This window comes from Paenibacillus massiliensis 2301065 = DSM 16942, assembly GCF_000377505.1.
GTDB lineage: Bacteria > Bacillota > Bacilli > Paenibacillales > Paenibacillaceae > Paenibacillus > Paenibacillus massiliensis.
This window is the reverse complement of sequence record NZ_KB898203.1, coordinates 64,122-87,186: the sequence shown is the minus strand read 5'-3', so window position 1 is coordinate 87,186 and position 23,065 is coordinate 64,122. Positions and strand designations below refer to the sequence as shown.

18 protein-coding genes and 1 rRNA gene are annotated in these 23,065 nt (G+C 49.9%); 5 read left to right on the top strand and 14 right to left on the bottom strand.

Annotation, left to right across the window (positions count from 1 at the left end; translation table 11 throughout):
* From D328_RS0125460 to D328_RS0125450, 3 genes are all read right to left on the bottom strand, one after another.
* A 16S ribosomal RNA gene (locus tag D328_RS0125460) occupies positions 1–170 on the bottom strand; the annotation flags it as partial.
* 743 nt (positions 171–913) lie between these two features.
* A complete protein-coding gene (locus tag D328_RS0125455) occupies positions 914–2,506 on the bottom strand; it encodes an amidohydrolase (protein ID WP_018887874.1) in 1,593 nt (530 codons plus the stop codon).
* A gap of 35 nt (positions 2,507–2,541) precedes the next feature.
* On the bottom strand, positions 2,542–3,228 hold the full coding sequence (locus tag D328_RS0125450; RefSeq protein WP_018887873.1) for a 4'-phosphopantetheinyl transferase family protein: 687 nt from the start codon (positions 3,226–3,228) through the stop codon (positions 2,542–2,544).
* 580 nt (positions 3,229–3,808) lie between these two features.
* On the opposite strand from D328_RS0125450, the gene yhbH reads away from it, so the two are divergent.
* Together yhbH and D328_RS0125440 are read left to right on the top strand one after the other, a co-directional pair.
* Positions 3,809–4,948: a sporulation protein YhbH gene (gene yhbH, locus D328_RS0125445; protein ID WP_033413723.1), complete on the top strand. Its 1,140-nt coding sequence runs from the start codon at positions 3,809–3,811 to the stop codon at positions 4,946–4,948.
* A 62-nt stretch (positions 4,949–5,010) separates the two neighbouring features.
* Entirely contained in the window at positions 5,011–6,456 is a 1,446-nt protein-coding gene (locus D328_RS0125440) for a SpoVR family protein (RefSeq protein WP_018887871.1), read from the top strand.
* A 127-nt stretch (positions 6,457–6,583) separates the two neighbouring features.
* Here D328_RS0125440 and D328_RS0125435 read toward each other — a convergent pair whose 3' ends face one another.
* The 9 genes from D328_RS0125435 to D328_RS0125395 form a co-directional block, all read right to left on the bottom strand.
* Positions 6,584–7,696 (bottom strand): glycerol dehydrogenase, encoded by a 1,113-nt coding sequence (locus tag D328_RS0125435; RefSeq protein ID WP_018887870.1) that lies wholly within the window; start codon positions 7,694–7,696, stop codon positions 6,584–6,586.
* 212 nt (positions 7,697–7,908) lie between these two features.
* Positions 7,909–9,120, bottom strand: coding sequence for an ABC transporter permease (locus tag D328_RS0125430; RefSeq protein ID WP_018887869.1), 1,212 nt, complete (start codon positions 9,118–9,120; stop codon positions 7,909–7,911).
* Positions 9,117–9,839, bottom strand: coding sequence for an ABC transporter ATP-binding protein (locus D328_RS0125425; protein ID WP_018887868.1), 723 nt, complete (start codon positions 9,837–9,839; stop codon positions 9,117–9,119). Before D328_RS0125425 ends, D328_RS0125430 begins: the two co-directional genes overlap by 4 nt.
* 2 nt (positions 9,840–9,841) lie before the next feature.
* On the bottom strand, positions 9,842–11,521 hold the full coding sequence (locus tag D328_RS29820; RefSeq protein ID WP_018887867.1) for an efflux RND transporter periplasmic adaptor subunit: 1,680 nt from the start codon (positions 11,519–11,521) through the stop codon (positions 9,842–9,844).
* A 52-nt stretch (positions 11,522–11,573) separates the two neighbouring features.
* On the bottom strand, positions 11,574–12,836 hold the full coding sequence (locus D328_RS0125415) for a TolC family protein (RefSeq protein WP_018887866.1): 1,263 nt from the start codon (positions 12,834–12,836) through the stop codon (positions 11,574–11,576).
* A gap of 200 nt (positions 12,837–13,036) precedes the next feature.
* Positions 13,037–14,473: a HAMP domain-containing sensor histidine kinase gene (locus tag D328_RS29815; protein ID WP_018887865.1), complete on the bottom strand. Its 1,437-nt coding sequence runs from the start codon at positions 14,471–14,473 to the stop codon at positions 13,037–13,039.
* Positions 14,474–14,486: 13 nt separating this feature from the next.
* Positions 14,487–15,179 carry a response regulator transcription factor gene (locus D328_RS0125405; protein WP_018887864.1) on the bottom strand — a complete coding sequence of 231 codons (693 nt, stop codon included), beginning with the start codon at positions 15,177–15,179 and terminating at the stop codon, positions 14,487–14,489.
* A gap of 104 nt (positions 15,180–15,283) precedes the next feature.
* On the bottom strand, positions 15,284–16,297 hold the full coding sequence (locus tag D328_RS0125400) for a LacI family DNA-binding transcriptional regulator (RefSeq protein WP_018887863.1): 1,014 nt from the start codon (positions 16,295–16,297) through the stop codon (positions 15,284–15,286).
* Positions 16,298–16,419: 122 nt separating this feature from the next.
* Positions 16,420–18,315: a PrkA family serine protein kinase gene (locus tag D328_RS0125395; protein ID WP_018887862.1), complete on the bottom strand. Its 1,896-nt coding sequence runs from the start codon at positions 18,313–18,315 to the stop codon at positions 16,420–16,422.
* A gap of 206 nt (positions 18,316–18,521) precedes the next feature.
* Here D328_RS0125395 and D328_RS0125390 point away from each other — a divergent pair, with 206 nt between their 5' ends.
* Complete coding sequence (locus D328_RS0125390) at positions 18,522–19,328, top strand: DUF2161 family putative PD-(D/E)XK-type phosphodiesterase (protein WP_018887861.1); 807 nt, start codon at positions 18,522–18,524, stop codon at positions 19,326–19,328.
* On the opposite strand, the gene D328_RS0125385 is transcribed toward D328_RS0125390, so the two are convergent.
* Positions 19,309–20,520, bottom strand: a complete 1,212-nt coding sequence (locus D328_RS0125385) for an aminotransferase-like domain-containing protein (protein ID WP_018887860.1) — start codon at positions 20,518–20,520, stop codon at positions 19,309–19,311. The genes D328_RS0125390 and D328_RS0125385 overlap by 20 nt on opposite strands.
* Positions 20,521–20,680: 160 nt before the next feature.
* Entirely contained in the window at positions 20,681–21,337 is a 657-nt protein-coding gene (locus D328_RS0125380) for a response regulator transcription factor (protein WP_018887859.1), read from the bottom strand.
* Between the two features lie 249 nt (positions 21,338–21,586).
* Between D328_RS0125380 and D328_RS0125375 the strand changes: the two genes are divergently transcribed.
* Both D328_RS0125375 and D328_RS0125370 read left to right on the top strand, forming a co-directional pair.
* A complete protein-coding gene (locus tag D328_RS0125375) occupies positions 21,587–21,997 on the top strand; it encodes a hypothetical protein (protein WP_018887858.1) in 411 nt (136 codons plus the stop codon).
* The gene (locus D328_RS0125370) at positions 21,994–23,061 is read left to right on the top strand and encodes a phosphodiester glycosidase family protein (RefSeq protein ID WP_018887857.1); all 1,068 of its coding nucleotides are present in this window, start codon (positions 21,994–21,996) and stop codon (positions 23,059–23,061) included. Before D328_RS0125375 ends, D328_RS0125370 begins: the two co-directional genes overlap by 4 nt.
* Positions 23,062–23,065: the final 4 nt, after the last annotated feature.

Below are 23,065 nucleotides of genomic sequence, written 5' to 3'. Positions count from 1 at the left end.
GCTACCGTTTCCGGTAGTTATCCCAGTCCAAAGGGCAGGTTGCCTACGTGTTACTCACCCGTCCGCCGCTAACCATCAGGAGAGCAAGCTCTCCATCAAGTCCGCTCGACTTGCATGTATTAGGCACGCCGCCAGCGTTCGTCCTGAGCCAGGATCAAACTCTCCAATAAAGTTATTGAAAAGAGCGATAGCTCATTTTGAATCTGACGAGATTTAATATCTCATTGTTTGAATCTCACTTGCGTGAAATTCGCTCACTCGTTGTTCAGTTTTCAAAGATCAACTTCGTTTTCTTTACCGAGCAACTCTCGCTCGGCAACTTCTATATCTTATCATACCCTCGCCAAGTTTGCAAGCAATAATTTAGTTTGTTTTAAATGTCCTCATTCAAACTAAATTCTACTTTACCGCCCTGATTTCTCAGTGATTTCTTGGCCGGAAATAGAATATACCATGTCCTTCGGTATAGTGCAACCTTTTTTAAAAAAAATACATTTTTCTAACAACCACCGTAATTCAAGAGATGCATGAATCCCCCCACCATAGCAGCGGTCTTTATAATCGCTTTCCCCCAGTTCTTTAGATTATTTTATAGTATAAAAGAATCCTGTAATATTCTATATTCGCTAGTAAGCTTTCTTACAGAAGGTGTGGAAGCAGTACTTCCTTGGCCCCGTTCCGTACTCTCCGTTTATGTGTGCATATCGACTGCGCTTATATAAAGCTACTATCCAGCATCTACAGCAGGTAGTAGCTCTTAAGGTAGTAGCTCTTAAGGTAGTAGCTCTTAAGGTAGTAGCTCTTAAGGTAGTAGCTCTTAAGGTAGCATCGCAGATAAGCGATGCCCCTGATAGGAAATCATCCACACCTCCTATCAGAGCATCTTCAAAGTTCCTTTCGACCCCAGAGCCCCTCAAGCTTGATAGGCCATTACACCATTCACAATCGTCATCTGCACTCGGGCCTTTAATACATCATCTGGATCATCCTGCATAAGCTCTCTATCCAGTACTGTAAAGTCCGCCCGACAGCCTTGCTGGATGATCCCTCGCTCTTCTACCTCCCCGGCAGCTACTGCCCCTCCCTTGCTGAACAGTAATAGCGCCTCTGATAGAGATAGCTTTTCTTCAGTGATGTAGCCCTCGTGTGACTCTTCAGGCTTACGTCGAGTGACTGCAGCATGTAATCCAAGCAAGGGATCCAAGGGCTCTATAGGTGCATCACTGCCACCTGCACAAGGAATCCCGGCCTGCATGAGCTTTCGCCAAGCGTACAAGAATTCCGTTCTGTGCGGCCCCACTCGCTCCAGCACCCACGGGAAATCACTAACGACAAAACGCGGCTGTATATCCGCAATGAGATGCAACTGCGACATCCGCTCCACCAGCCCACGATCGAGCACCTGTGCATGAATAAATCGATCAGGCAGCATCGAAGTTGCTGGTAGGCGGTGCTTCTCCAGAGCCGTAAGCAATAGATCCGCCGCACCATCGCCAATGGCATGCGCCGCAATCGGAAAGCCTGCCTGCCTTGCCGCAGCCACAAGCTTTTCCAAGCCATCCAGCGAATGAATTGCCATCCCCATCGTCTGATCGTCATCATAATATGGCTCACGCAACAGGGCTGTCCTGCCTCCAATGGCACCATCCACAAAAAGCTTCACACTGCCCATCTTCAGCCATTCATCTCCTGAACCCGCATGTAATCCCAGCCCAACAGCCTCTTCAAGAAAGGGATGGTACAGCAAATGATGAGTTCGAAGGGCAACCCCTTCCTCAAGCAGCTCTCTATGGATGCCAAGCATCGTCTCTACACTGCCATGAAGCCGCAAATCCTCTGTATGTACACCTGTTAGCCCCAATCTCAGCGCATCCAGAGATGATTGACGTATCATCTGCTTTTTGGTCGCATAATCGGGCTGTGGCTGGACTTTCTGGAATAGGAAGCTCGCTTCCTCGTACACCCAGCCATTCAGTTCTCCGTACTCATCTCTGCCAAATGAACCCGATGCAGGATCAGGAGTATCCTTGTGAACCCCCGCACGGCGAAATGCCTCCGTATTTGCGAGAAAAGCATGAAAGCAGGTTCTAGTCAAAAAGACCGGATGTGTGCTAGTAATCTCGTCCAGCTCTGAGATATGTGGGGCCATACGATCCGGGAAGGCATTCTCATTCCAGTTCAGGCCCAGAATCCATTCTCCAGAACTCGTCGTCTCCGCCTTACGGCGCAGCATGTCGAGCATCTCCCGTCTGGAGGATGCGGCGCTGAAATCGAGCATGGACAGCTTCATCCCGTGCATGGACAGATGCATATGCGAATCAACAAGCCCCGGTAGCACATACCCTCCCTGCCAATCCACGATCTCATAGTGTCGGCCACTAAGCTGAAGCATCAGCTCCTTTTGCCCACCAATAGCCTCAATCTTCCCGTCCTGTACAACTATGGCCTGCGGCTCATCTGTAGCACGCCCATACAAGTGACCATTTATATAGAGAGTTTTTGTCATCATATCATCCTTCTACCTTTTGAATTGGCCTACACCTATTGAAGCTGAATCTCCTCTACTGTCACCACATCCAGCTTGTCCGGGAATCCAGGGTGTAGCGCACTTGCTGCCAGCCTATAGCCTGCGTCTAGATCATACTGCTTGAAATGCTGATATCTTGTGGACCAGTCCTTCGTACGTAGAGCAATGCCTTGTATACCGATGTTGATATCGAAGCTAATTGAATCCAGAGGAATGCTTAAGCCCTTCCCCTCCGCCTTGACGAGACTCTCCTTCAACGTCCATATATCATAGAAATAGTCTAGCTGAGGCTTTCCTTCGAGCTCACCCCATCGCATGTACTCGTCATCCGACATAATCATGCGCGCTACTCCATCCTCCACAGGCTTTACAGCCTCCACATCAATACCGATCTCCGCAAAATCTACAGCACATACTACCCAACGCCCTGCATGGGACACATTGTAATACAGCCCTTCGTGACTCGATAGACTCGGTTTACCGTATGCGTTGGCACCAAATTGCAAACGATGATTAGGCACATCCAAATGACGGCAGAGCACCCAACGTGCCAACACATCTCCCCCTAGGCTTCGCAAGGCATCTGCCCGGCGATGATATCGTGCGAGTCTGTCCCTTTTGTCCCTCGACACCCACGACGTCAGCTCATCATAACGCTGCTCCATAGCTTCCTCTGTAATATCTAACGCATAGATTTCCATGAAGAGACCTCCTGCAGACTACTAAATTCCCTCGACTCCCACCATCTTCTTGTACATGAACACGACTACTGCCAATTGAGCACCAGTTCAACTATTTCTTTTGCAGCAGATTCCAACAGGTACGTCAGTCGAATCGGGCTCGTTATACCGAATTAGCTAGCTTATTAGTAACGAATCAATTAGACATTGAATCAAATATTTATAAAATCAATTAGCCGAATCAGTTGGCGGATAAATCTACCAAATATAGTATTCATAAGTATAACAGATGAGACACATTTCCCGCCATCTTCGGCATCCTGGATCATACTCCTACTGCGATTCTTCCTCTTCCTGCTGCATGTCAGCAGCTGTAGATGACTTGTAATGGAATACATTCGTCTTGTCTGCTTGTCTATTCGCCTGCGGCCAGACTGCCCGATCTCAAAATATAGCCACTAATTATTCTAAGGAGCCATCACATATCGCACTGCCGTCTGAATATACATAAGAACCAAGCATTACAATTGCATGAAGGAACGAAGTCGCTGACTTAACCCAAGCATACTACAAGGAGGTGCCTATCGTGTCGGAATCACATATGCCGTATTCATTTGTTGTATCCCGTGAAGACTGGTCACTGCATCGCAAAGGGTATCAGGATCAGCAGCGTCATCAGGAGAAGGTCAAGGATATCATCAAGCAGAATCTGCCAGATTTGATCACGGAAGAGAACATTATTATGTCCGACGGCAAGCAGATCATCAAAATTCCCGTACGCAGCCTTGATGAGTATCGCTTCGTCTATAATTTTAACAAACAAAAGCATGTAGGTCAGGGAGACGGAAAGAGTAAGGTCGGTGATACGATCGGCCGTGATCAGGCACCGAGCAAGCAGCCAGGCAAGGGAGAAAAAGCAGGGGACCAGCCAGGCCACGACATTATCGAAGCCGAGGTAAGTCTTGAGGATCTGGAGGATATGCTGTTCGATGAGATGGAGCTGCCGAATCTTCAGCAGAAGGACAAAGATCAGATCGAGGTACATTCCGTAGTCTTCAATGATATACGCAAAAAAGGAATGCAGTCCAACATTGACAAAAAACGAACGATCATGGAGAACCTGCGCCGCAACGCAAGACAAGGACAGCCAGGAATTCATCATATCAGTCCGGATGATCTGCGTTATAAGACCTGGGAGGACAAATACATCCCGCAATCCAATGCTGTAATCATTGCCATGATGGATACGTCCGGCTCCATGGGCTCCTTCGAAAAATATTGTGCAAGAAGCTTCTTCTTCTGGATGACCCGTTTTCTTCGAAGACAATATGAGAAGGTTGAGATCGTCTTCCTCGCGCACCATACCGAGGCTAAAGAGGTCACCGAGGAAGAATTCTTCACACGCGGAGAGAGTGGTGGAACCATCTGCTCCTCTGCCTACATCAAGGCTCTTGAAATCATCGACAAGCGTTATCCCCCTGCCAGCTATAACATCTATCCCTTTCACTTCTCGGATGGAGATAATCTGACCTCTGATAACGAACGCTGCGTGAAGCTGATCGGTGAGCTCATGCAACGCAGCAACATGTTCGGCTATGGAGAGGTGAACCAATACAACCGCAGCAGTACACTGATGTCCGCCTATCGGCACATCAAGGGAGAGCAATTCATGTACTATGTGATTAAGGAGAAGGGCGAGGTCTATCAGGCCCTGAAGTCCTTTTTCCGCCGACCGACATAAACGGATTGTCCGCACATACTCATAAAATATGAAGCAGAATATAGACCTGCGGAGGGATGGTTATGACGCAAGCGGAAATGAAGCAGCTGGAACGATCCATTGCAGAGATTACGGAGATCGCGTCTGGCTTTGGCCTTGATTTTTACCCGATGCGCTACGAAATTTGCCCTGCAGATATCATCTATACCTTTGGCGCCTACGGTATGCCTACAAGATTTAACCACTGGAGCTTCGGCAAAAATTTTCAAAAAATGAAAATGCAATACGACCTCGGTCTCAGCAAAATCTATGAGCTAGTCATCAATTCCAATCCTTGCTATGCATTTCTCCTGGAGGGCAATTCCCTAATCCAGAACAAGCTGATTGTCGCTCATGTGCTGGCCCACTGTGATTTCTTCAAAAATAACGCTCGCTTCTCGGCCTCTAACCGTAATATGGTAGAGAGCATGTCCGCCACCGCAGAACGGATTAGCAGCTATGAGCTGGAGTATGGCAAGGAGACGGTTGAAGCCTTCATTGACGCAGCTCTTGCGATCCAGGAGCATGTGGACCCTCAGCTCATCAAGCCCCGCCATCTGGATAAGCAACGTTATCTGGAGCTGAAGGTGAAGGAGCAGAAGAAGCCCTCACAGGAGGATACCTCTACAGGCCGCTATGATGATCTGTGGAATCTGGACGCCCCCGCTCAATCGCAGCACACTACAGATGACATTCAGGTACATCATTTCCCACCAGAGCCCGAGAAGGATGTCGTGTGGTTCATTCAACAATTCTCCGAAGTGCTGGACGATTGGCAACGGGATATTCTGAGTATGCTGCGTGATGAAATGTTATATTTCTGGCCACAGATGGAGACGAAGATCATGAATGAGGGCTGGGCATCGTACTGGCATCAGCGGATCATTCGCGAACTGGATCTATCCAGTGATGAGACGGTTGAGTTCGCTATGCTGAATGCATCCGTCGTCCAACCATCCAAACAAAGTCTGAACCCTTACTATTTAGGATTGAAGATCTTCGAGGATATCGAGCGTCGTTGGGATCAACCCACCGAGGAGGAGCAGAAGCGGCTGGGACGGCTCCCAGGCGAGGGACGTGCCAAAATCTTCGAGGTACGAGAGGTAGACTCAGATACCTCCTTCATACGCAATTACATGACCAAGCAACTGACAGAGGATCTGGACCTGTATGTATTCGAGAAACGTGGACCCGAGTGGAAGATTACCGACAAATCCTGGGAGCACATCCGTGATCAACTCGTGTACGCCCGTTTGAACGGGGGGTCTCCTTATCTGGTCGTCCATGATGCGGATTATCTGCGTACTGGAGAGCTGGTGCTGAAGCATCAATATGAAGGCGTGGAGCTCGATCTGAAATATATGGAGCGTACACTCCCCTATGTCTATAAACTCTGGGGACGAACGGTCCATCTGGAGACAGTCGTTGAGGATAAGCGGGCCATGTTCTCCTTTGACGGAAAGAAGCATCATCGCAAGTTCCTGCAATAGTTGATCCATATATACGATTACCATTCAACATACGATTTTCAATTACATTTACATTTCAATTATATAGCTACACAACGAGACGGTCTCTCCGGCATCATGCGGAGGACCGTCTTTTGGATATATCTATTTAGCGTCCCGTCTTCTTCTTATATGCTGTTGCATATTGATCCGCAGCAAGGATCGCATCCAGCATCCGATCGGCGTCGATCGGGAAGGGAAGATTGTGCGAGGTCTCCCCTTCCTTGGTCGCTGCTTGTGCCACTCGGTACAAGTCCTCATGTGAGGCCTTCTTCAGCTTGATATCTTCCAGCGTGACAGGCAGATCAAGCTGTAAATACAATTCCATATATCGCTCTAGCTCCAGCAAAGGACGTTGCTCCAGTGTCAACTGTACCAAAGTCCCGAATGCGACCTTTTGTCCATGAGTCATATGATGAATATCACCTTCAAGTACCGTAAAGCCATTATGCACCGCATGCGCGCCTGCTAGACCACCGCTCTCGAAGCCAATTCCGCTTAGGAGCGTATTTGCTTCGACGACGGCCTCCAGAGCCGGAGTAACTACCTTCCGCTTGGCTGATTCATAGGCGAGCACACCATAATCGAAGAGCACCTCCTCACAGCGGCGGGCAATCGCTTCGGCAGCAATAGTCGGAAATCCACCTGCCATTGTTGTCTTGCGTGCTTCAATCACCGCTCTGGCCTCCACCCAGGTAGCGAGCGCATCGGCAATGCCCGAGGTAAGGAACAATGGCGGTGCTTCGGCAATCACCTTCGTATCCACCAGAATCAGGTCCGGGTTTTTCCGGTAAAATGCATAAGATTCGAACTCTCCATTATCCGAGTAAATGACGGACAAGGCACTGGTAGGTGCATCCGTCGAAGCTGCTGTAGGAATAATCACACAGAGAGCCGCCAGCTCGTCATTGACGGCTTTGGCGGTATCCAGGGTCTTCCCTCCGCCTACGCCAATAACGATATCTACTCCACTCCCTTTTCCTTGTTCGGTTATACGCTCGATTTCATTACGGGAGGCCTCCCCCTTGAATTCCGCCCTGACAGCTGCAATTCCCTCCTGCTCCAGACTATTGACGACCCGATGACCTGCAATCTCCCATACGACCTCATCTGCAATGACGAGCGCAATGCTGCCAAGGCCCTTGACGTAATGTCCCGTCTTGTCCACGACATTTCTGCCTTGTACATATTTGCCCGGACTGATAAAAATTCGATCCGTCATCATTCACCCTCCAATTTTAGATCTCCTTCATGTATTACCCAATTCCTGACTGTTTTGTACGTAATATTTCTCACAAGGATTGATGTGCTTAGGCTATGGCTCAAGCTATGATTAGGAGTTGCTCAATCCAACTGCAAGTGTGCTATACGTTCACCAGTATACGAAAAAGCACAGTCATTCATGCAAATGAACTGTGCTTCTTGAGGATATAATCATTCATAACGCAAGGCATCAATCGGTTTGAGCTGAGCTGCCTTCCTGGCCGGGTAGACACCGAAGACAATTCCCACCGCCATGGACGACAGGAAGGAATACAGCATCGGTTCCATAGTCAACTCAATAGATAGACCTGCGAATTTCTCCAACAGTAGCGCCGTTCCCACTCCGATCGCTACCCCAGACAGTCCTCCAATAATACTGAGAATGACCGACTCCACGAGGAATTGGCGTAAAATATCACCACGCTTGGCCCCGATGGCCTTGCGAATACCAATTTCCCGTGTGCGCTCCGTGACCGACACGAGCATAATATTCATAATGCCGATTCCTCCGACCACCAGCGAGATAGCAGCAATACCGGACAACAACGTCGTCATCACGCTAGTCACGCTTTCAGCCGTCTCCAGAATCTGGGACTGATTCGTAATCGAGAAGTCATTATCGTCACTGGACTTCAGCTCATGCGAGGTGCGCAAGGCCTGCGTAATCTCATTCTGTGCCTGCGTCATGACCTCAGCAGAGGTGGCTGAAGCATAGATTGTCCTGACATTCGTCATGCCAAGTCGTGCTTTGGCGGTGGAGATGGGAACGATGATTTTGTCATCATTGTTTGTCATCCCCGAACTTCCCTGGCTGGCGAGCACACCTACAATGGTGAACGGCACCCGGTTAATTTTGATCGTCTCACCAATGGGATTGGCACCCTCGGAGAAGAGATTCGTAACGATCTCACTACCGACGACAGCCACATTCTCATGGTTATTGTATTCATAATTATTGAAGAATCGTCCCGATTGCACAGATATACTCCGCACCTCAGGAAAAGCCACGCTGGTTCCCTCTACACTGGTATTATAGTTGCTTGACCCATAGATAACCTGAAAATTGGATGACGCACTGGGCACCGCATCGGATACGGTAGATAGCTCACGTATCGCTGATATATCATCTAGCGACAATGTATTGGATGAGCCAAAGCCCATATTAATTCCACCAGAGGATTGCTGACCAGGCGAGATAATCAGCAAATTACTCCCCAGCCCGTTAATCTGCGAGGTGACGCTTGAACTAGAGCCCTTACCAATGGCAACCATCGCGATGACCGCGCTGACTCCAATGATAATGCCAAGCATGGTCAGGAAGGAACGCAGCTTGTTCGACAGGATGCTGCGAACCGAGACACGCATAATCTCCATAATGTTCATAAGCATCCAGCCCCCGATCCAGCGAGAGTACGATTGATCACGCGGTCGTCGGATACGATCTGCCCGTCACGAAAATGAATGTTCCTCTTCGCATAGGCTGCAATTTCCGGCTCATGCGTAACGATAATCACCGTCTTGCCCTTGTCGTTCATTCGTTGGAATATCCCCATAATATCCGCCGTTGTCTTGGTGTCCAAGGCCCCTGTAGGCTCATCAGCTAGAATAATCACCGGATCATTGACGATAGCGCGAGCAATGGATACCCGCTGCTGCTGTCCCCCCGATAGCTCGTTAGGCTTGTTATGAAGCCGTTCTCCAAGACCAACGCTCTGTAGCGCTTCAACCGCCCGTGTACGACGTTCTCTAGCCGATATTCCTGCATACATCATTGGCAGCTCTACATTAGCTACTGCTGTCGTACGTGGCAGCAGGTTAAAGCTCTGAAAGACAAAACCGATCTTCTGATTGCGAATGATCGCCAGCTCATCATCATGAGCATCCAGAATGGAGTAGCCGTCCAGCAGAAAGCTACCGGAAGTCGGTTTATCAAGACAGCCAATCATGTTCATCATCGTTGATTTGCCTGAGCCAGACGGACCCATAATGGTGACGAAATCTCCCTCCTCGATCGTCAGATTCACACCGCGCAGGGCATAGATAGCTTGCTCCGCAACCTGATAGGTCTTGATTAGATGATCAATTTGAATAACGGGCTTCATACTCATCGACCTCCCGGAGGACCACCAGGGCCGCCACCAAAGCTGCCGCCACCCATGATGCTCTGCTGTGAGCGGGACGATGACGATGTGGATGAGGAGGAGGAAATCTCCGTCTGGGTCGGGATAGTAATTGTATCGTTCTCCTCCAGGCCAGAGGTAATCTCAACACGATCAGCTGTGTAGAGACCGATCTCTACTGGCTGGAATTGCACCCCACCTGCAGCATTTTGCCGATTAGACTGAACACCACCATTTGACTTATTTACATTGTTACCAGCAGTATTGTTATTTTCAGATGGTGTCGTAGCAGCCGGAGACTCTGTGCTGGACTGATTATCCGCACTGCCACCAGACGAGTTACTGGATGGGTTATTATTCGATATGCTTGAGCCAGTGCCCGCAAGCTTCATCACACCGTCTTGATCGCCTCTTGTGATAAGAGCTGTTGAAGGAATGTACAGCACATTGCTATGTGTGCCCAAATCCAGCGTGACATCCATCGACATGCCTGTCTTCAGTAGCCCATTCGTATTCGAGATGGACATCTTCACCTCATAGGTTGTAACACCCGAATCCGTCGTCGCTTCCGGCGCGATTGAGGTCACCTTGCCTTCAAAGCTCTCGTTCGGATAAGTATCAGACTTGAAGGTAGCCGATTGGCCGACCTCTACACTCCCAATATCACTTTCACTAACAGCGGCGCTGACACTCAACTCCTCGCTGTTCGAGTCATTCATTACGATAAATGGTGTAGTTGGGCTAGTACCTACATCCCCATTCACCTGCAAAATAATCCCGTCCCACGGAGCGGTCAACACCAGCTTCTCAAGGTCTGCCTGCTTTTGCTCTACCTGAGTCTGAGCTTGCTGCACAGATGCCCTAGCTGACACCAGACTCGCTGCCTTAGGAGGCTCCAGGGTAGCATTAAGCTGTGCCACAGAGGACTGGTAGGAGATCTCAGCCTCCTTGATTGCCTTGTCTACCGATTTTTGCTTATTACTTAGCTCTAACTGGGCATTGTCATACTCCTCCTGAGCACTGTCCAGCGAATCCTTTGCTTGATTAAGCTCAGACTCGGCAATGGCATTCGCTTCATATAGGTACGCCTGATCCTCGTACTCCTGCTTAGCGGAATCCAGCTTCTTTTTGGCAGAATCTACGGTTCGCTGGGCCGTCTCTACATCGGTTGCAGTACGAGCAGACTCCAGCGTCAGCTCCGCTTTACTAACATTCGCGCGCTGCACGGCAATCTCGCTCTCCGAGGCAGTCTCCTGCGCTTGCTCCAGTTGAGCCTGGGCCACCTCCAGGCTGGCCTGTGACTCCTTCAGTTGTACCAGCCCATCTGATTGGTCCAGCGTCGCCAGTACCTGACCTTTCTTGACCACGTCGCCAACCTTGACATTCACAGCCGTCAGCTTGGTATCGTCAGAGGATGTAAAGTTCAGATTGACCTCCTTGGTAGCCTCCACGGTCCCCGACAGCTCCAGTGTCTTCGTCACATCACCACGCGCTACTTGCACAGTCTGAGCTGTTGGCACGAATGAGGGCGTGCTTTGCATATTGAAATACAGATAGCCACCTGCTCCCAACGCCACGGCCAGTATTCCAACCGTCCACATTAATCTTTTGCGACGCTTTTTTCTTAATGCGCCTAACGGATTTGTTATTGATGCTTCACCCATATATGTAACCTCCAATTGTCTTGATGGAACCTAATTAACTAATCAATCCAAGCTAATCAATCCAAGGCGCTTCCAGCACACGCTGCACCTCATCCATCTGCAGTAACAAATCCTGAAGCTGTACTTCGAGATTGCTCACGCTTTGCTCTGCCTTCATTACATCAATCTGTGTAACGAGTCCTCGCTCCCACTTCTTATTAACAATCGTCAGTGCATTGTGTGCAGCGGTTAGCTTCCCCTGAACTTGCTCATACTGCTGCTGTAGATTTTGCTGATTGTAATAGGTGCTTCTGAGCGATTCACCCAGCTCCTTTTTGCTGTTCGTCAGTTCGCTATTCGCATCGGCAACAGACATCTTGACTAGCTCATACTCACCGTCACTGGAGTTGAACGAGAAGTAGGTGACATTCAGCTCAGCCAGCTCCACACTTCTCTCCTTCTGCCAGATTGTAGGGTCATAAGAGATCACCTTTTGTATATAGGTCTCGATATCAAGCTTCTCTGGCTCCTGATATGCTGGCGTGTCCGATAGCACAAGCGTCTCATTCAGGCCCATACCCAGCATCGTTAGCAAGCTCTCCCTCTTCTGCTTCAGCGTATCCTGAGCCTGAGTCAAGCTCTGCTCTGCCTCGATTCTCGACTGGACAAATTCATCCCGGGCTGCTCCAGAGAGCTTCCCTTTGCTGGCCTTCGCCAGCGCAGCTTGCTCCTCAGCACGGGCAATCTCCAGCGAGGTCTCTGTTGTCTGCAGCGCTCTCTCGGAGGACAGCACACCATAGTAGGCGACCACCGTCTTGTATGCGATCTGATCCTTCACAGTATCGATATTCCTCAGTGCCATCAGATAATTCACATTAGATGAGTTATATTGCTTCCAGGCTGAGCGAGAAGACGCGCCATCTTCACCAGTCCCTGTCCCTGTCGGGATGTAATCCAGATTATCGGCAGCTGTCTCCAGATTAATTCCGCTGCGCTGATAGCTGCTTAGAGCACTCTTCAGGCTGTAGCTATTCGTTATAGCTAGCCCTATCGCATCATCCAGGGACAAGCCTGATACCTGCCCAGCCTCCGTTGCACTGGAGGTGGAGCTTGCAGCACTGGGCACACTTGAAGTGTGTGCATTTGTGCCCGTGTCTCCGATTGCTGCGCCCTTGGCAGCATCGTTAGCCGCTTCAGTCGTCAGATTGGCCGCTTCACTCACTTTTGCCGGGTCAGCGGCTCCTCCCACCAGCTCTGTCTCTGCGTATGCAGCCGGAAGCAGGCTGGCTGAACACACGGTCAACATCAGTACGGCAACAGCTGTGTGTCGCTTCATTTCCTTCACTCCTTCATAACTCTCATCTCTGCTAAATCTAGCGTAGCAATGCAATGTGTCAGGCATGTGTCAAGCAACCCAAAAAAAAGGGACAACCCGAAGCCATGTAGCGGCCCCGAATGTCCCTAGTTCCAAGCATATATAATTCAACATGAAGCCATGCTGCATGTGAGCCTTCCTCACCAAGTGCACTAGTTTAGCTATCTCGTTCCTTCAAGCCGATGATCCGTCACAGGCAACACCAGTCTGAATACCGTCTCTCCTTGTCCACTTCTCAGAAGCAACAGCTCTCCCCCAAGCGAACGAGCCATCATGCGGCTGAAGGGTAGCCCAATACCTAGCCCTCGTACCTTGTGCTTCTTCCCTTCTCCCCGATAGAAACGCTCAAATATAAGAGCCTGCTCCGCTGCAGGAATACCGTTCCCCCAATCCTTGACATCGAGGATGATCTCCTGACCCGTCATCATGATGTCCACCTCTATGCGAGGAATGGCCTCCATTTCCCCGCTGGAAGCATCACTGGCTTGGCGGGCGTTATTCAGCAGGTTATACAGAATTTGCTGCAGTCGCAATGGATCGGTGCACACCTCCAGCTCCTCTTTATTCGAGCTCAGCGACACTTTGACGCATCTGGCCTCCTGTGTAAGCTCCCATTGACGCAATATATCCTTCACAAGCTCCTGTAGCTGAACCATCTCCTTATGCACCTTGAAATCCCCTACGGCAAAGGAATTGAATTCCAGCAAATCCTCAATCATGTGCTGCAAGCGATTCGTCTCATGGCGGCAAATATCCAGGAACTCTTTCGCCTCCTCACCACTGACGACATCCTCCTGCACAGCCTGAATCAAGCCGCTAATGGACGTGACCGGAGTCTTCAGCTCATGAGTAACGCCAGCCAGCAGCTGTGTTCTCATCAGCTCCATCTGCTTCAGGCGCTTCGCCATCTCCTCAAATGCATTCATTAACTCATAGATTTCCTGTTCCTTCACACCTTTATAGAGACTCAGATCATAATTCCCGGCAACGATCTGCTCTGCCGCATTCACTACAACTCCGATCGGACGGTACAATCTGCGTGTGAGCAGATAGATGACTGCCCAGCCGAGCAGTCCGAGACTGAGTACCAGAATGATCAGCAGATGCACCTGCCACGGAGCGGTGATCAGCAGCTTTTCAGGCTGTAAAATGATTACCCACCCCAGCGTGCGGCCATTATGCTCAACTTCCTTTTGCACAGCATAGAAGCTTAACCCCGGTCCTGGCCCGATCTGGAAGCTATCCGTCCGATCCGCTCCTCCAGCAAAGCGCTGGAGATGGCTCATAATTTCTCCGTTTACATCGTAATACATACTGCTGGAGATGACCTTCTTATTATCGTCAAGCAGGATGAAGCAGGGCTTGTCCTTGAACGGAATCATCTTCTGCTTGCGTTCCACGATATTGAAGAGATCGTAATCCGGCGCCAGCTTCCCATCTACAACGACCAGTTCGGCCGTATCTGCTGCCAGCAGATCCATGTAATCCAACTGCTTCTGCTTCTCGTAATACTGCAGCCAGAAGAAAGACAATATACCAATGGTTATGAGCCCGATGCACAGCGTTAGCAGATATCTGGTTGTCCAGTATCGAAGCATCGTTGTTCTCTGATTAGACTTCCTCAACACTGAACTGATACCCCAATCCGCGTAAAGTTTTGATTTCTCCCTCTGCATTTGGCCAACGCTCCAATGTTTTGCGTATTCGCTTCACAGCCAGGTCCACCGCCCGATCACTTCCCTCGTAATCAATGCTCCATACCTGCTCTATTAATTGATTTCTGGTGAAGGTCTGATTCGGATGCTTCGCGAGGAACAGCAGCAGGGACAGATCTCTTGGTGTAAAGTAAAGCTCCTCACCACATAAATGCACAGAATGCGCATTAAAATTAAACATTAGACTCCCGTATGTAATAATCTCTTTGGTCGCCACCTGACTATGGGATCGCCTCAGCACCGTGCGGACGCGAGCAGTCACCTCTTCTCCTATGAACGGCTTCGTAATGTAATCATCCGCTCCAAGGTCGAGCCCCTTCAGCTTGTGATCAATGCTCCCCAAGGCTGTTAGCATAATGACCGGGCAGTTATGCCGCTCACGGATCTTCCCGAGCAGATACCACCCGTCATAATCGGGAAGCATGACATCCAGCAGCACCAATGACGGATGTGTCGTGGATGTGCACTTCATTAATGCCTCCATCCCGGAAAAGGCTTGCTCTACCTGATATCCCGATTTCTCTAGATAAGCCTTCAGCACTCGCGAGATGGCTACCTCATCCTCTACGACCAAAATAACTTCTGACATGCGGTTATATTTCCCCCTTGATTCTTAGCGACCCTAATTCGTAATTTCCCCTTTGTCAGCCTATCTTGTTGCTAACTGCCAATGCCCGTGCTCTCATCCTCTCTCTATCCCAGAAGATGTGCCGGAGCGGCAGTCGTCTCGCGTACCACCAGGTCTGGTGGCTCCAGAGCTGCAGGGGGACGTGCATCAGGCTGTTCAATCATTCTGATCAGATGCTCAATGCAGCGAATACCGATGTTGTGAATATTTTGATTCACCGTCGTCAGCCCTGGTCTGAACACTTGCGCATAATAGGTATTATCGAACCCTACTACCGAAATATCGGTAGGCACGGACAGACCACGACTCATCAGCTCATGAATGGCGCCGAAGGCAGCCATGTCCGACACGCATACCAATGCCGTCGGCGGATGAGCGATGGTTATTAGCTTGGATGCCGACTGTCTTCCACCATCAAAGGTATAGTCACATTCCTCAATATATTCATCCAGACAAGCAAGTCCACATGCTTGCAAACCCTCCACATATCCCTGCTTTCGCAAATGGGCAACCGCCGTCCCCTGGGACCCGGCAATGTAAGCAATTCTACGATGACCAAGCTCATATAGATGCCGTACCACCATTTGAAGGGCCATTCGACTGTCCGTCATGATCGAGCCTGTGCGCGGCCCAGTGACATCCTCATCCACAAACATCACTGGAATATCTGAATCAATAAGATCGGATACACCCTTGTTGTCAGGCTCCGCCCCAAAAATCACCACACCGTCCAGACTTCGGCTACGGCAATGCTCATAAAAGGAATAGGACGGATCATCAAGCCGGGTGGACAGCTTCATCAGATCATAGCCGCTATGCTCCAGCGCCGTCTTGATACCCTCCAGCAATTCAGAGACGAATGGATTTGTGAACGGTACATTGATCAGCACTCCTACATTCCACGATCGCTTCTTCACGAGTCCACGGGCCATGACATTGGGATGGTAGCGAAGCTCTTCAATGATCTTGTTCACTTTTTTACGAGTCTTGTCACTGACATCCGGGTAGCCGTTAACCACCTTCGACACGGTCGCGACAGATACGCCTGCCGCCTTGGCGACATCATGAATAGAGGCCATATCATCACTCCATTGCTATGGATACTATGGCTCTCATTATACAGACCAAATAGCATCCCTGCCATACTGCCCTGAAGAGGGAAGTCACCGGGATGCTCAAGGCTAATCTATTCATCTGTCCTCTATCTATTCAGCAGACTACCCACATATCGCAGTAGCTCGTTCGCGCAGATCGGGCAGTAGCCATGCTCGTCGATCAATCGCTTACTCACTTCATTGATACGCTTGAGCTGATTGGCATCAGGGGTCTTGGTAGAGGTCGTAATCTTGACAATGTCCTTCAGATCTGCGAATAGCTTCTTCTCAATCGCTTCCCGCAGTCGGTCGTGATTATGATACTCGAACTTGCGTCCCTTTCGAGAGTAGGCAGAGATGCGGATCAATATTTCCTCGCGGAAGGCTTTTTTGGCATTTTCCGATACCCCGATCTGCTCCTCAATGGATCTCATCAGTCTTTCGTCCGGGTCCAGCTCCTCATCCGTCAGTGGGTCACGGATTTTGGACCAGTTGCAAAAGGCTTCAATGTTATCGAGATAGTTATCGAACAAGGTACGGGCAGACTCCTCGAAGGAGTACACGAAGGCTTTTTGCACTTCCTTCTTCGCCAGCTCGTCATATTCTCGCCGCGCAATAGCGATATAGTTCAGATATCGTTCGCGCTCCTCCTTATTAATAGAGGCATGCTGATCGAGGCCATCCTTGATCGCCCGGAGAATATCGAGAGCATTGATGCATTCCAGATCCTGCTTGATCAGTGCACTGGATATCCGGTTAATGACATAACGTGGATCGACGCCTGACATTCCCTCATCCAGATATTCCGTTTGCATCTCTTTAAGGTCAGCTTCCTTGTAGCCCTCGACCTCTTCACCATCATACATCCGCATTTTCTTGACCAGATCCATCCCCTGCTTCTTACTCTCCTTGAGTCTAGTCAGGATGGAGAATATCGCTGCTGCCCGCAGTGCATGCGGTGCAATATGGATATGTCGCATATCGCTCTGTTGAATCAGCTTGCTATATATCTTCTCTTCCTCAGATACCTTGAGATTATAGGGAATTGGCATGACGATCATGCGAGATTGTAGTGCTTCGTTCTTCTTATTCGCAATGAAGGATTTGTACTCTGCTTCATTCGTGTGGGCAATGATCAGCTCATCTGCACTGATTAACGCAAATCTGCCTGCCTTGAAATTGCCCTCCTGGGTCAAGGAGAGAAGGTTCCACAGGAATTTCTCATCACATTTGAGCATCTCCTGAAATTCCATCAGACCACGGTTCGCCTTGTTAAGCTCGCCATCGAAGCGATATGCACGTGGATCGGATTCCGAGCCATATTCCGTTATCGTAGAGAAGTCGATGCTTCCCGTCAGATCAGCAATATCTTGGGATTTGGGGTCAGATGGACTGAAGGTACCAATACCCACCCTTTGATCCTCCGAGATGAGTACGCGCTTCACACGCACCTTCTCAATATCACCGTCATATTCGGTACGTAGACGCATTTGGCAGGAAGGGCACAGATTGCCCTCAATTCGAACACCAAGCTCTTTCTCTACTTCCGGGCGCAGCTCATGAGGTATCAAATGCAAAGGCTCCTCATACATCGGGCACCCATCAATAGCATATACAGCTCCTTGGTCGGTGCGTGAGAACTGCTCCAGCCCCCGCTTCAGCAAAGTGACCAAGGTCGATTTGCCCCCGCTCACAGGTCCCATAAGCAGCAGGATTCTTTTTCGCACATCCAGTCTGCGCGCTGCCGAATGGAAATACTCCTCCACCAGCTTCTCTACAGCCCGGTCTAGACCGAATAGCTCCTGCTCAAAGAATTTGTAACGCTTCTGGCCCCCGGAGGTCTCGACTCCAAAGGATTTGATCATCTCATAAACCCTTGCATGAGCAGTCATCGCCGGCGAGGGGTTCTTGCTGAGAATCTCCAGATAATCACGGAAGTTCCCACTCCACGCCAAACGCTCGCTTTCCGCCTGGTACTTCGCAACGCGCTCAAAAATCTTCATAACCTGTACCTCCTATGGCTCCTTAGTAGTAACCTCCGCTCCGAATGGTTAAGGATCGCTTAGTTATGCGTTACAAAAGCGTATTACATAACTATGCAGAATCTAATGGATTATTGACCGCTTTTTTTCGTGGCCGTGTACGAAATCCGGGCTTGAAGACCGTGATATACTATTAGCAGATGGAATCAAAAAGGAGCGGAGTTACCATGGCAGTCCAACGAGAGACAGAGCTATATGCACCGATCAAAGCCTTTTTCGAGGGACGGGGCTATATCATTCGTGGAGAGGTGAACAACTGTGATCTGGTGGGTCTCAGGGAGAATTCGCAGCAGCCGCTGATCGTAGAAATTAAGAAAACCTTCAGCCTGGCGCTTCTCCTTCAGGGGCTACAGCGATTGAAGCTGGGAGGCGAGGTCTATCTGGCTGTGGAGAAAAATCGCAGCAAAAAAGGCGCTGTCAATCAGCGCTGGCAAGAGCTGGCGGAGCTGTGCCGCAAGCTGGGCTTGGGCCTGATTACAGTAACGCTATACAAGACGAAGCCTGCGCTTGTTGAGATCATCTGTACCCCGGCAATCATACAGGGACAAGGACACACCGCAGCAGCTCCGCGAAAAGGCTCACGTAAGGAGCGGCTCATCCGGGAATTTCAAGCACGTAGTGGAGATTATAATGAAGGTGGGAGTACACGGCGCAAGCTGGTAACTGCCTACAGAGAGAAGGCCTTGCGAGTAGCGTCCATACTTGCTTCCCTGAAGGAGGCTTCGCCCGCCCAGATCGCACGCGCAGGGGCTGCAGCTGACGCTGCCTCTGTACTGCAAAAAAACTATTATGGATGGTTCGAACGCGTAGCACGAGGCAAATATGTATTAACAGCAGCGGGGCAGGGTGCATTGGAGGAATATGCGGCTGTATTGGAGGCTCAAATAGCTCTGTCGGCCTCATGTGCGGCTGAAGCCCCGACCCCATACGTGACAGCTCCAGATGAACGCTCACTCAAGAACGCCGAGCAGTGAACTCCGTAATGGTCTCGCCGATGAGATTCATCCCCATAAGCAATTCCTCTCGTCCTGGATGACTGAAGTTCAGCCGGATAAAGCTATTGCCACTGTTCCCCGCAGTACACAGCGCCCCTGGCATGAAGGCTACACCCTTAGGCATTACAGCCTTCAGCAGGGCAGCACTCTCCAGTCCTTCTGGCAGACGTACCCACATATACATGCCCCCCTCAGGAACATGATAGGTGACCTCTTTCCAAAATGGCCGCTTGAGCAGCTCCAGCATCAGCTTGAGTCGCACACGATATTCGCGGTTCAGCAGCTCCAGATGATCATGCCAGCGGAAGCGATGATCTGTAAGTAAGTGATGCAGCAGTCTTTGATTCATGGAGCTGGATTGCATATCGGCAAGCTGCTTAAGAGCTGACATACCCTCAATTAAAGACGGGTGCCCCGTCACCCAACCTGTACGCAGTCCTGGAGCAATGGTCTTGCTGAATGAGCCAATGTACAGCACGTGTCCCCCTCTGCCTTCATCATCAAGAGCCGCCACAGAAGGGGGAATCTGTTCATTCTGATGCAGATGCAGCTCACCATAGGAGTCATCCTCTACCAGCAACACATTGTATTTCTGGCACAGGGACAGAATCTCCTGCCTCTGCTCAAGCGTCCACAGAAAGCCTGTCGGATTCGAAAAAGACGGTGCCGCAATGAACAGCTTGGGGCGATCTGCAGCCATTCGCCTTTCCAGCGCCGCAAGGTCAGTCCCCTGTGCATCAGCCTGGACGGGAATTAATCTCGCTCCCTGCATGGACAGCACCTGCAATGAACCCGGGGAACCTGGCTGCTCGATCAGCACGGGGTCTTCTGCATTTACCATAAGCCTCACGACGAGATCGATGGCCTGCTGGGTTCCGGTCGTAAGGAGCACCTGACGAGGATCAACATTCATTCCCTTTCTGGACTTCCACTCCGCAGTAAGCCATTCCCGCAGCGGCAGATAGCCTTCCGGATCACCGTATTGCAATACAGCAGGCCCGGAGGTCAGGACCTCATGGGCCGCTTCATCCAGGAGCTTAACGGGAAAAAGCTCCTGCGCAGGGAGCTCCTCCGCAAGAGAAATAAAAGAATGCCGTCTGGCATGGTCCCGAATGTGACGCAATGGTGATGCCAGCAAGGCAGCCGTACGTGTAGCATAGGAATATTGCATGAAGAACCCCCTCATTTACACCCTAACGGGTATTCTGGTATACCTCATGATGCTCCGGTCCTAGCAGCTGTGAAATGTACAAAAGCTCCTACAACGTATTCGGTTCGTTATCCAATTATGCGCCTTACCTGCCAGGTTCTATGCAAGGAGTACACTTGTACTAGGCATATAGCGGCTTGGACTGTCTTACATACAAGGCGTACCGCTCAATCGCCTGTGCTCTGCTCGACACACCCAGCTTCGCGTAAATTTTTCTCAAATAATTGTCTATAGAGCGGCGACTGACCTCGATCTCTACAGCAATCTTATCATATGTAATGCCCTGAACTATACGTTCCATTATAAAAATTTCGGTATCTGTCAATTCATCGAACGGTTCTGGTGACAGAAGTTGGGTCATGGGCCAGCTCCCTTGCTGAATCCATTCCAAAGGCACGGATACGACCCCCTCACGCAAACCGTTAATCAAATGAATGAGTTGATTGGTGGAAGCTTGCTTGGAGATCACGCCACTTGCCCCGACTTTCGTCGCTTGCTGAAATAAGTTCAGATCGTAAGCATCTGTCATAATGATAATGTGGCTCTCAGGCGAGACCAACTTGATTTCAGTAATGAAAGGAATGGCGGTTCCCTCCGGCAGCTTATAGTCCATCAAAATGAGCTCGGGCTTGATGCTGCCCGCCAGCTGCTGTGCCTCTGTGCCGCTTGATGTCATCCCCCGCACAAGCAAATCCTGCTGATCCTCCAGAATCAGCTTGGTTCCGAGCATGCTTGTCGGATGAATATCAACGATAACCACCTGCCACACTTTTTTCATACTGTTGTACCTCCCGATTATGCGACCAATGTTATGTCCCCCGATCCTTGCTGTATGGATATGTACTGTAGGTTTCTTATTAGAATTCAGGGGCAATCATTTATAATTCAAGCTTGGAAACTATTACATTTTTGCGATTTAGTATAGGCCCGTGATAGAATGAGACTGGAAAATTGAACTATAAAGAATCAATTCATACTAGCTGTGGCTAAATGGATTATGAATTGGATTCACCACGGGAGTGATTTCATGCAGAACTCTACAGAACCATCCACAGTTCCGGCATCACGCCGTAGCGAACGGGTGAAGAGTCCTTCCGTCAAGGCTTTTCTCATACTCTGGGTTGTGCTGATCCTAGCCGGTATAGCCGCAACCTATCTGTACAGCAATCATCTGAAGCAAGAAATGCTGTTCCAGGTGCAGGGCCATGTGGATCAACAAATGGCAGGCCTGCAGGCGGAATATGAACAAAAGTTTGACGTGATGTCCAAAGAAATGGACGAGTTGCAGGGCAAGGTTGATTCGTTGAATGAACTGCTCACGTTCACCAAGGACAATGCGAGCGATAAGACGGACAATAGCAACAAGCTCTATACGCAACTAGCCGAGGTTAAGAAGCAGCTGGACACCCTGCAGAAGAAGATGGACTTATTAAAATGAGAATGGAAGCCAAACAACTTAACCGTCTGATGATGATGACGTTAGCACCGTTTATTGGACTTCTGCTCTTCTTGGTCTTCCTGAATCGCCCGCTTGCCTTCCCAGAGACTAACATTAAGTATGGTCCTGTAAGTGATTGGAGTGCCCAGAGCCAGCATATTATGGGCCAGCTGGACGAAGCTGAGAATACAGCATCCTATACGGTAACATCCATTCAGAAGACCGCCGAATTGTACAAGCAGACGACACAGACCATGAACAGCATTGCCAAGTCAGCTGCCGCGCAGTCAAGCCGACCTGAGACCATATACAATCGACGAATAACTGCTAAGCTAGGCACGCCCTATGAGCGAGTGAACAGTGATCGAATTACTATCGAGCTGTTCAAGGTTAATCCCGGTGCCTACAAGGGCTACGCCATGAAGGTGAAGCTGAAGGATCCTACGGCCATGCAGATGTCCCTAGGTACGGGGACGCCTGGCAGTACAGAGACGACAATGCGAGCCGTCTCCCGTAGTGGGGCCGTGGCTGGCATCAATGCTGGCGGCTTTGCTGATGGCGGGGGCAAGCGTTACCCGCTTAGCACCACTATAATGAACGGTAAATATGTGAATGGCTTTCAGGCCAGCTTCAAGGACCTGACTTTTATCGGTCTGAGTCAGTCAGGTCGGTTGATTGGCGGTAAATTTGCAAATCAAGCTGCACTTGACGGCCTTCAGCCCTCATTTGGAGCTACCTTCGTACCGGTACTCATTCAGAACGGACAGAAGGTTGCCATTCCAGCGAAATGGAAGACGACACCCAAGCGTGCACCACGTACTGTCATTGGCAATTATAAGGATGACCAATTGCTGATTATTGTCGTTGATGGCTACAATGAGCAGGGCAGCTCAGGGGCCACCTTGGAGGAGCTACAAGCCAAAATGTTCAATCTGGGCGTCCAGAATGCTTACAATCTGGACGGTGGCGGCTCCTCCTCCATGATTCTGAACGGACGGGTTGTGAATAAGCCCTCCGACGGAAGGCTTCGTCCAGTGCCCACACACTTCTTGTTCTTTAAATAACATT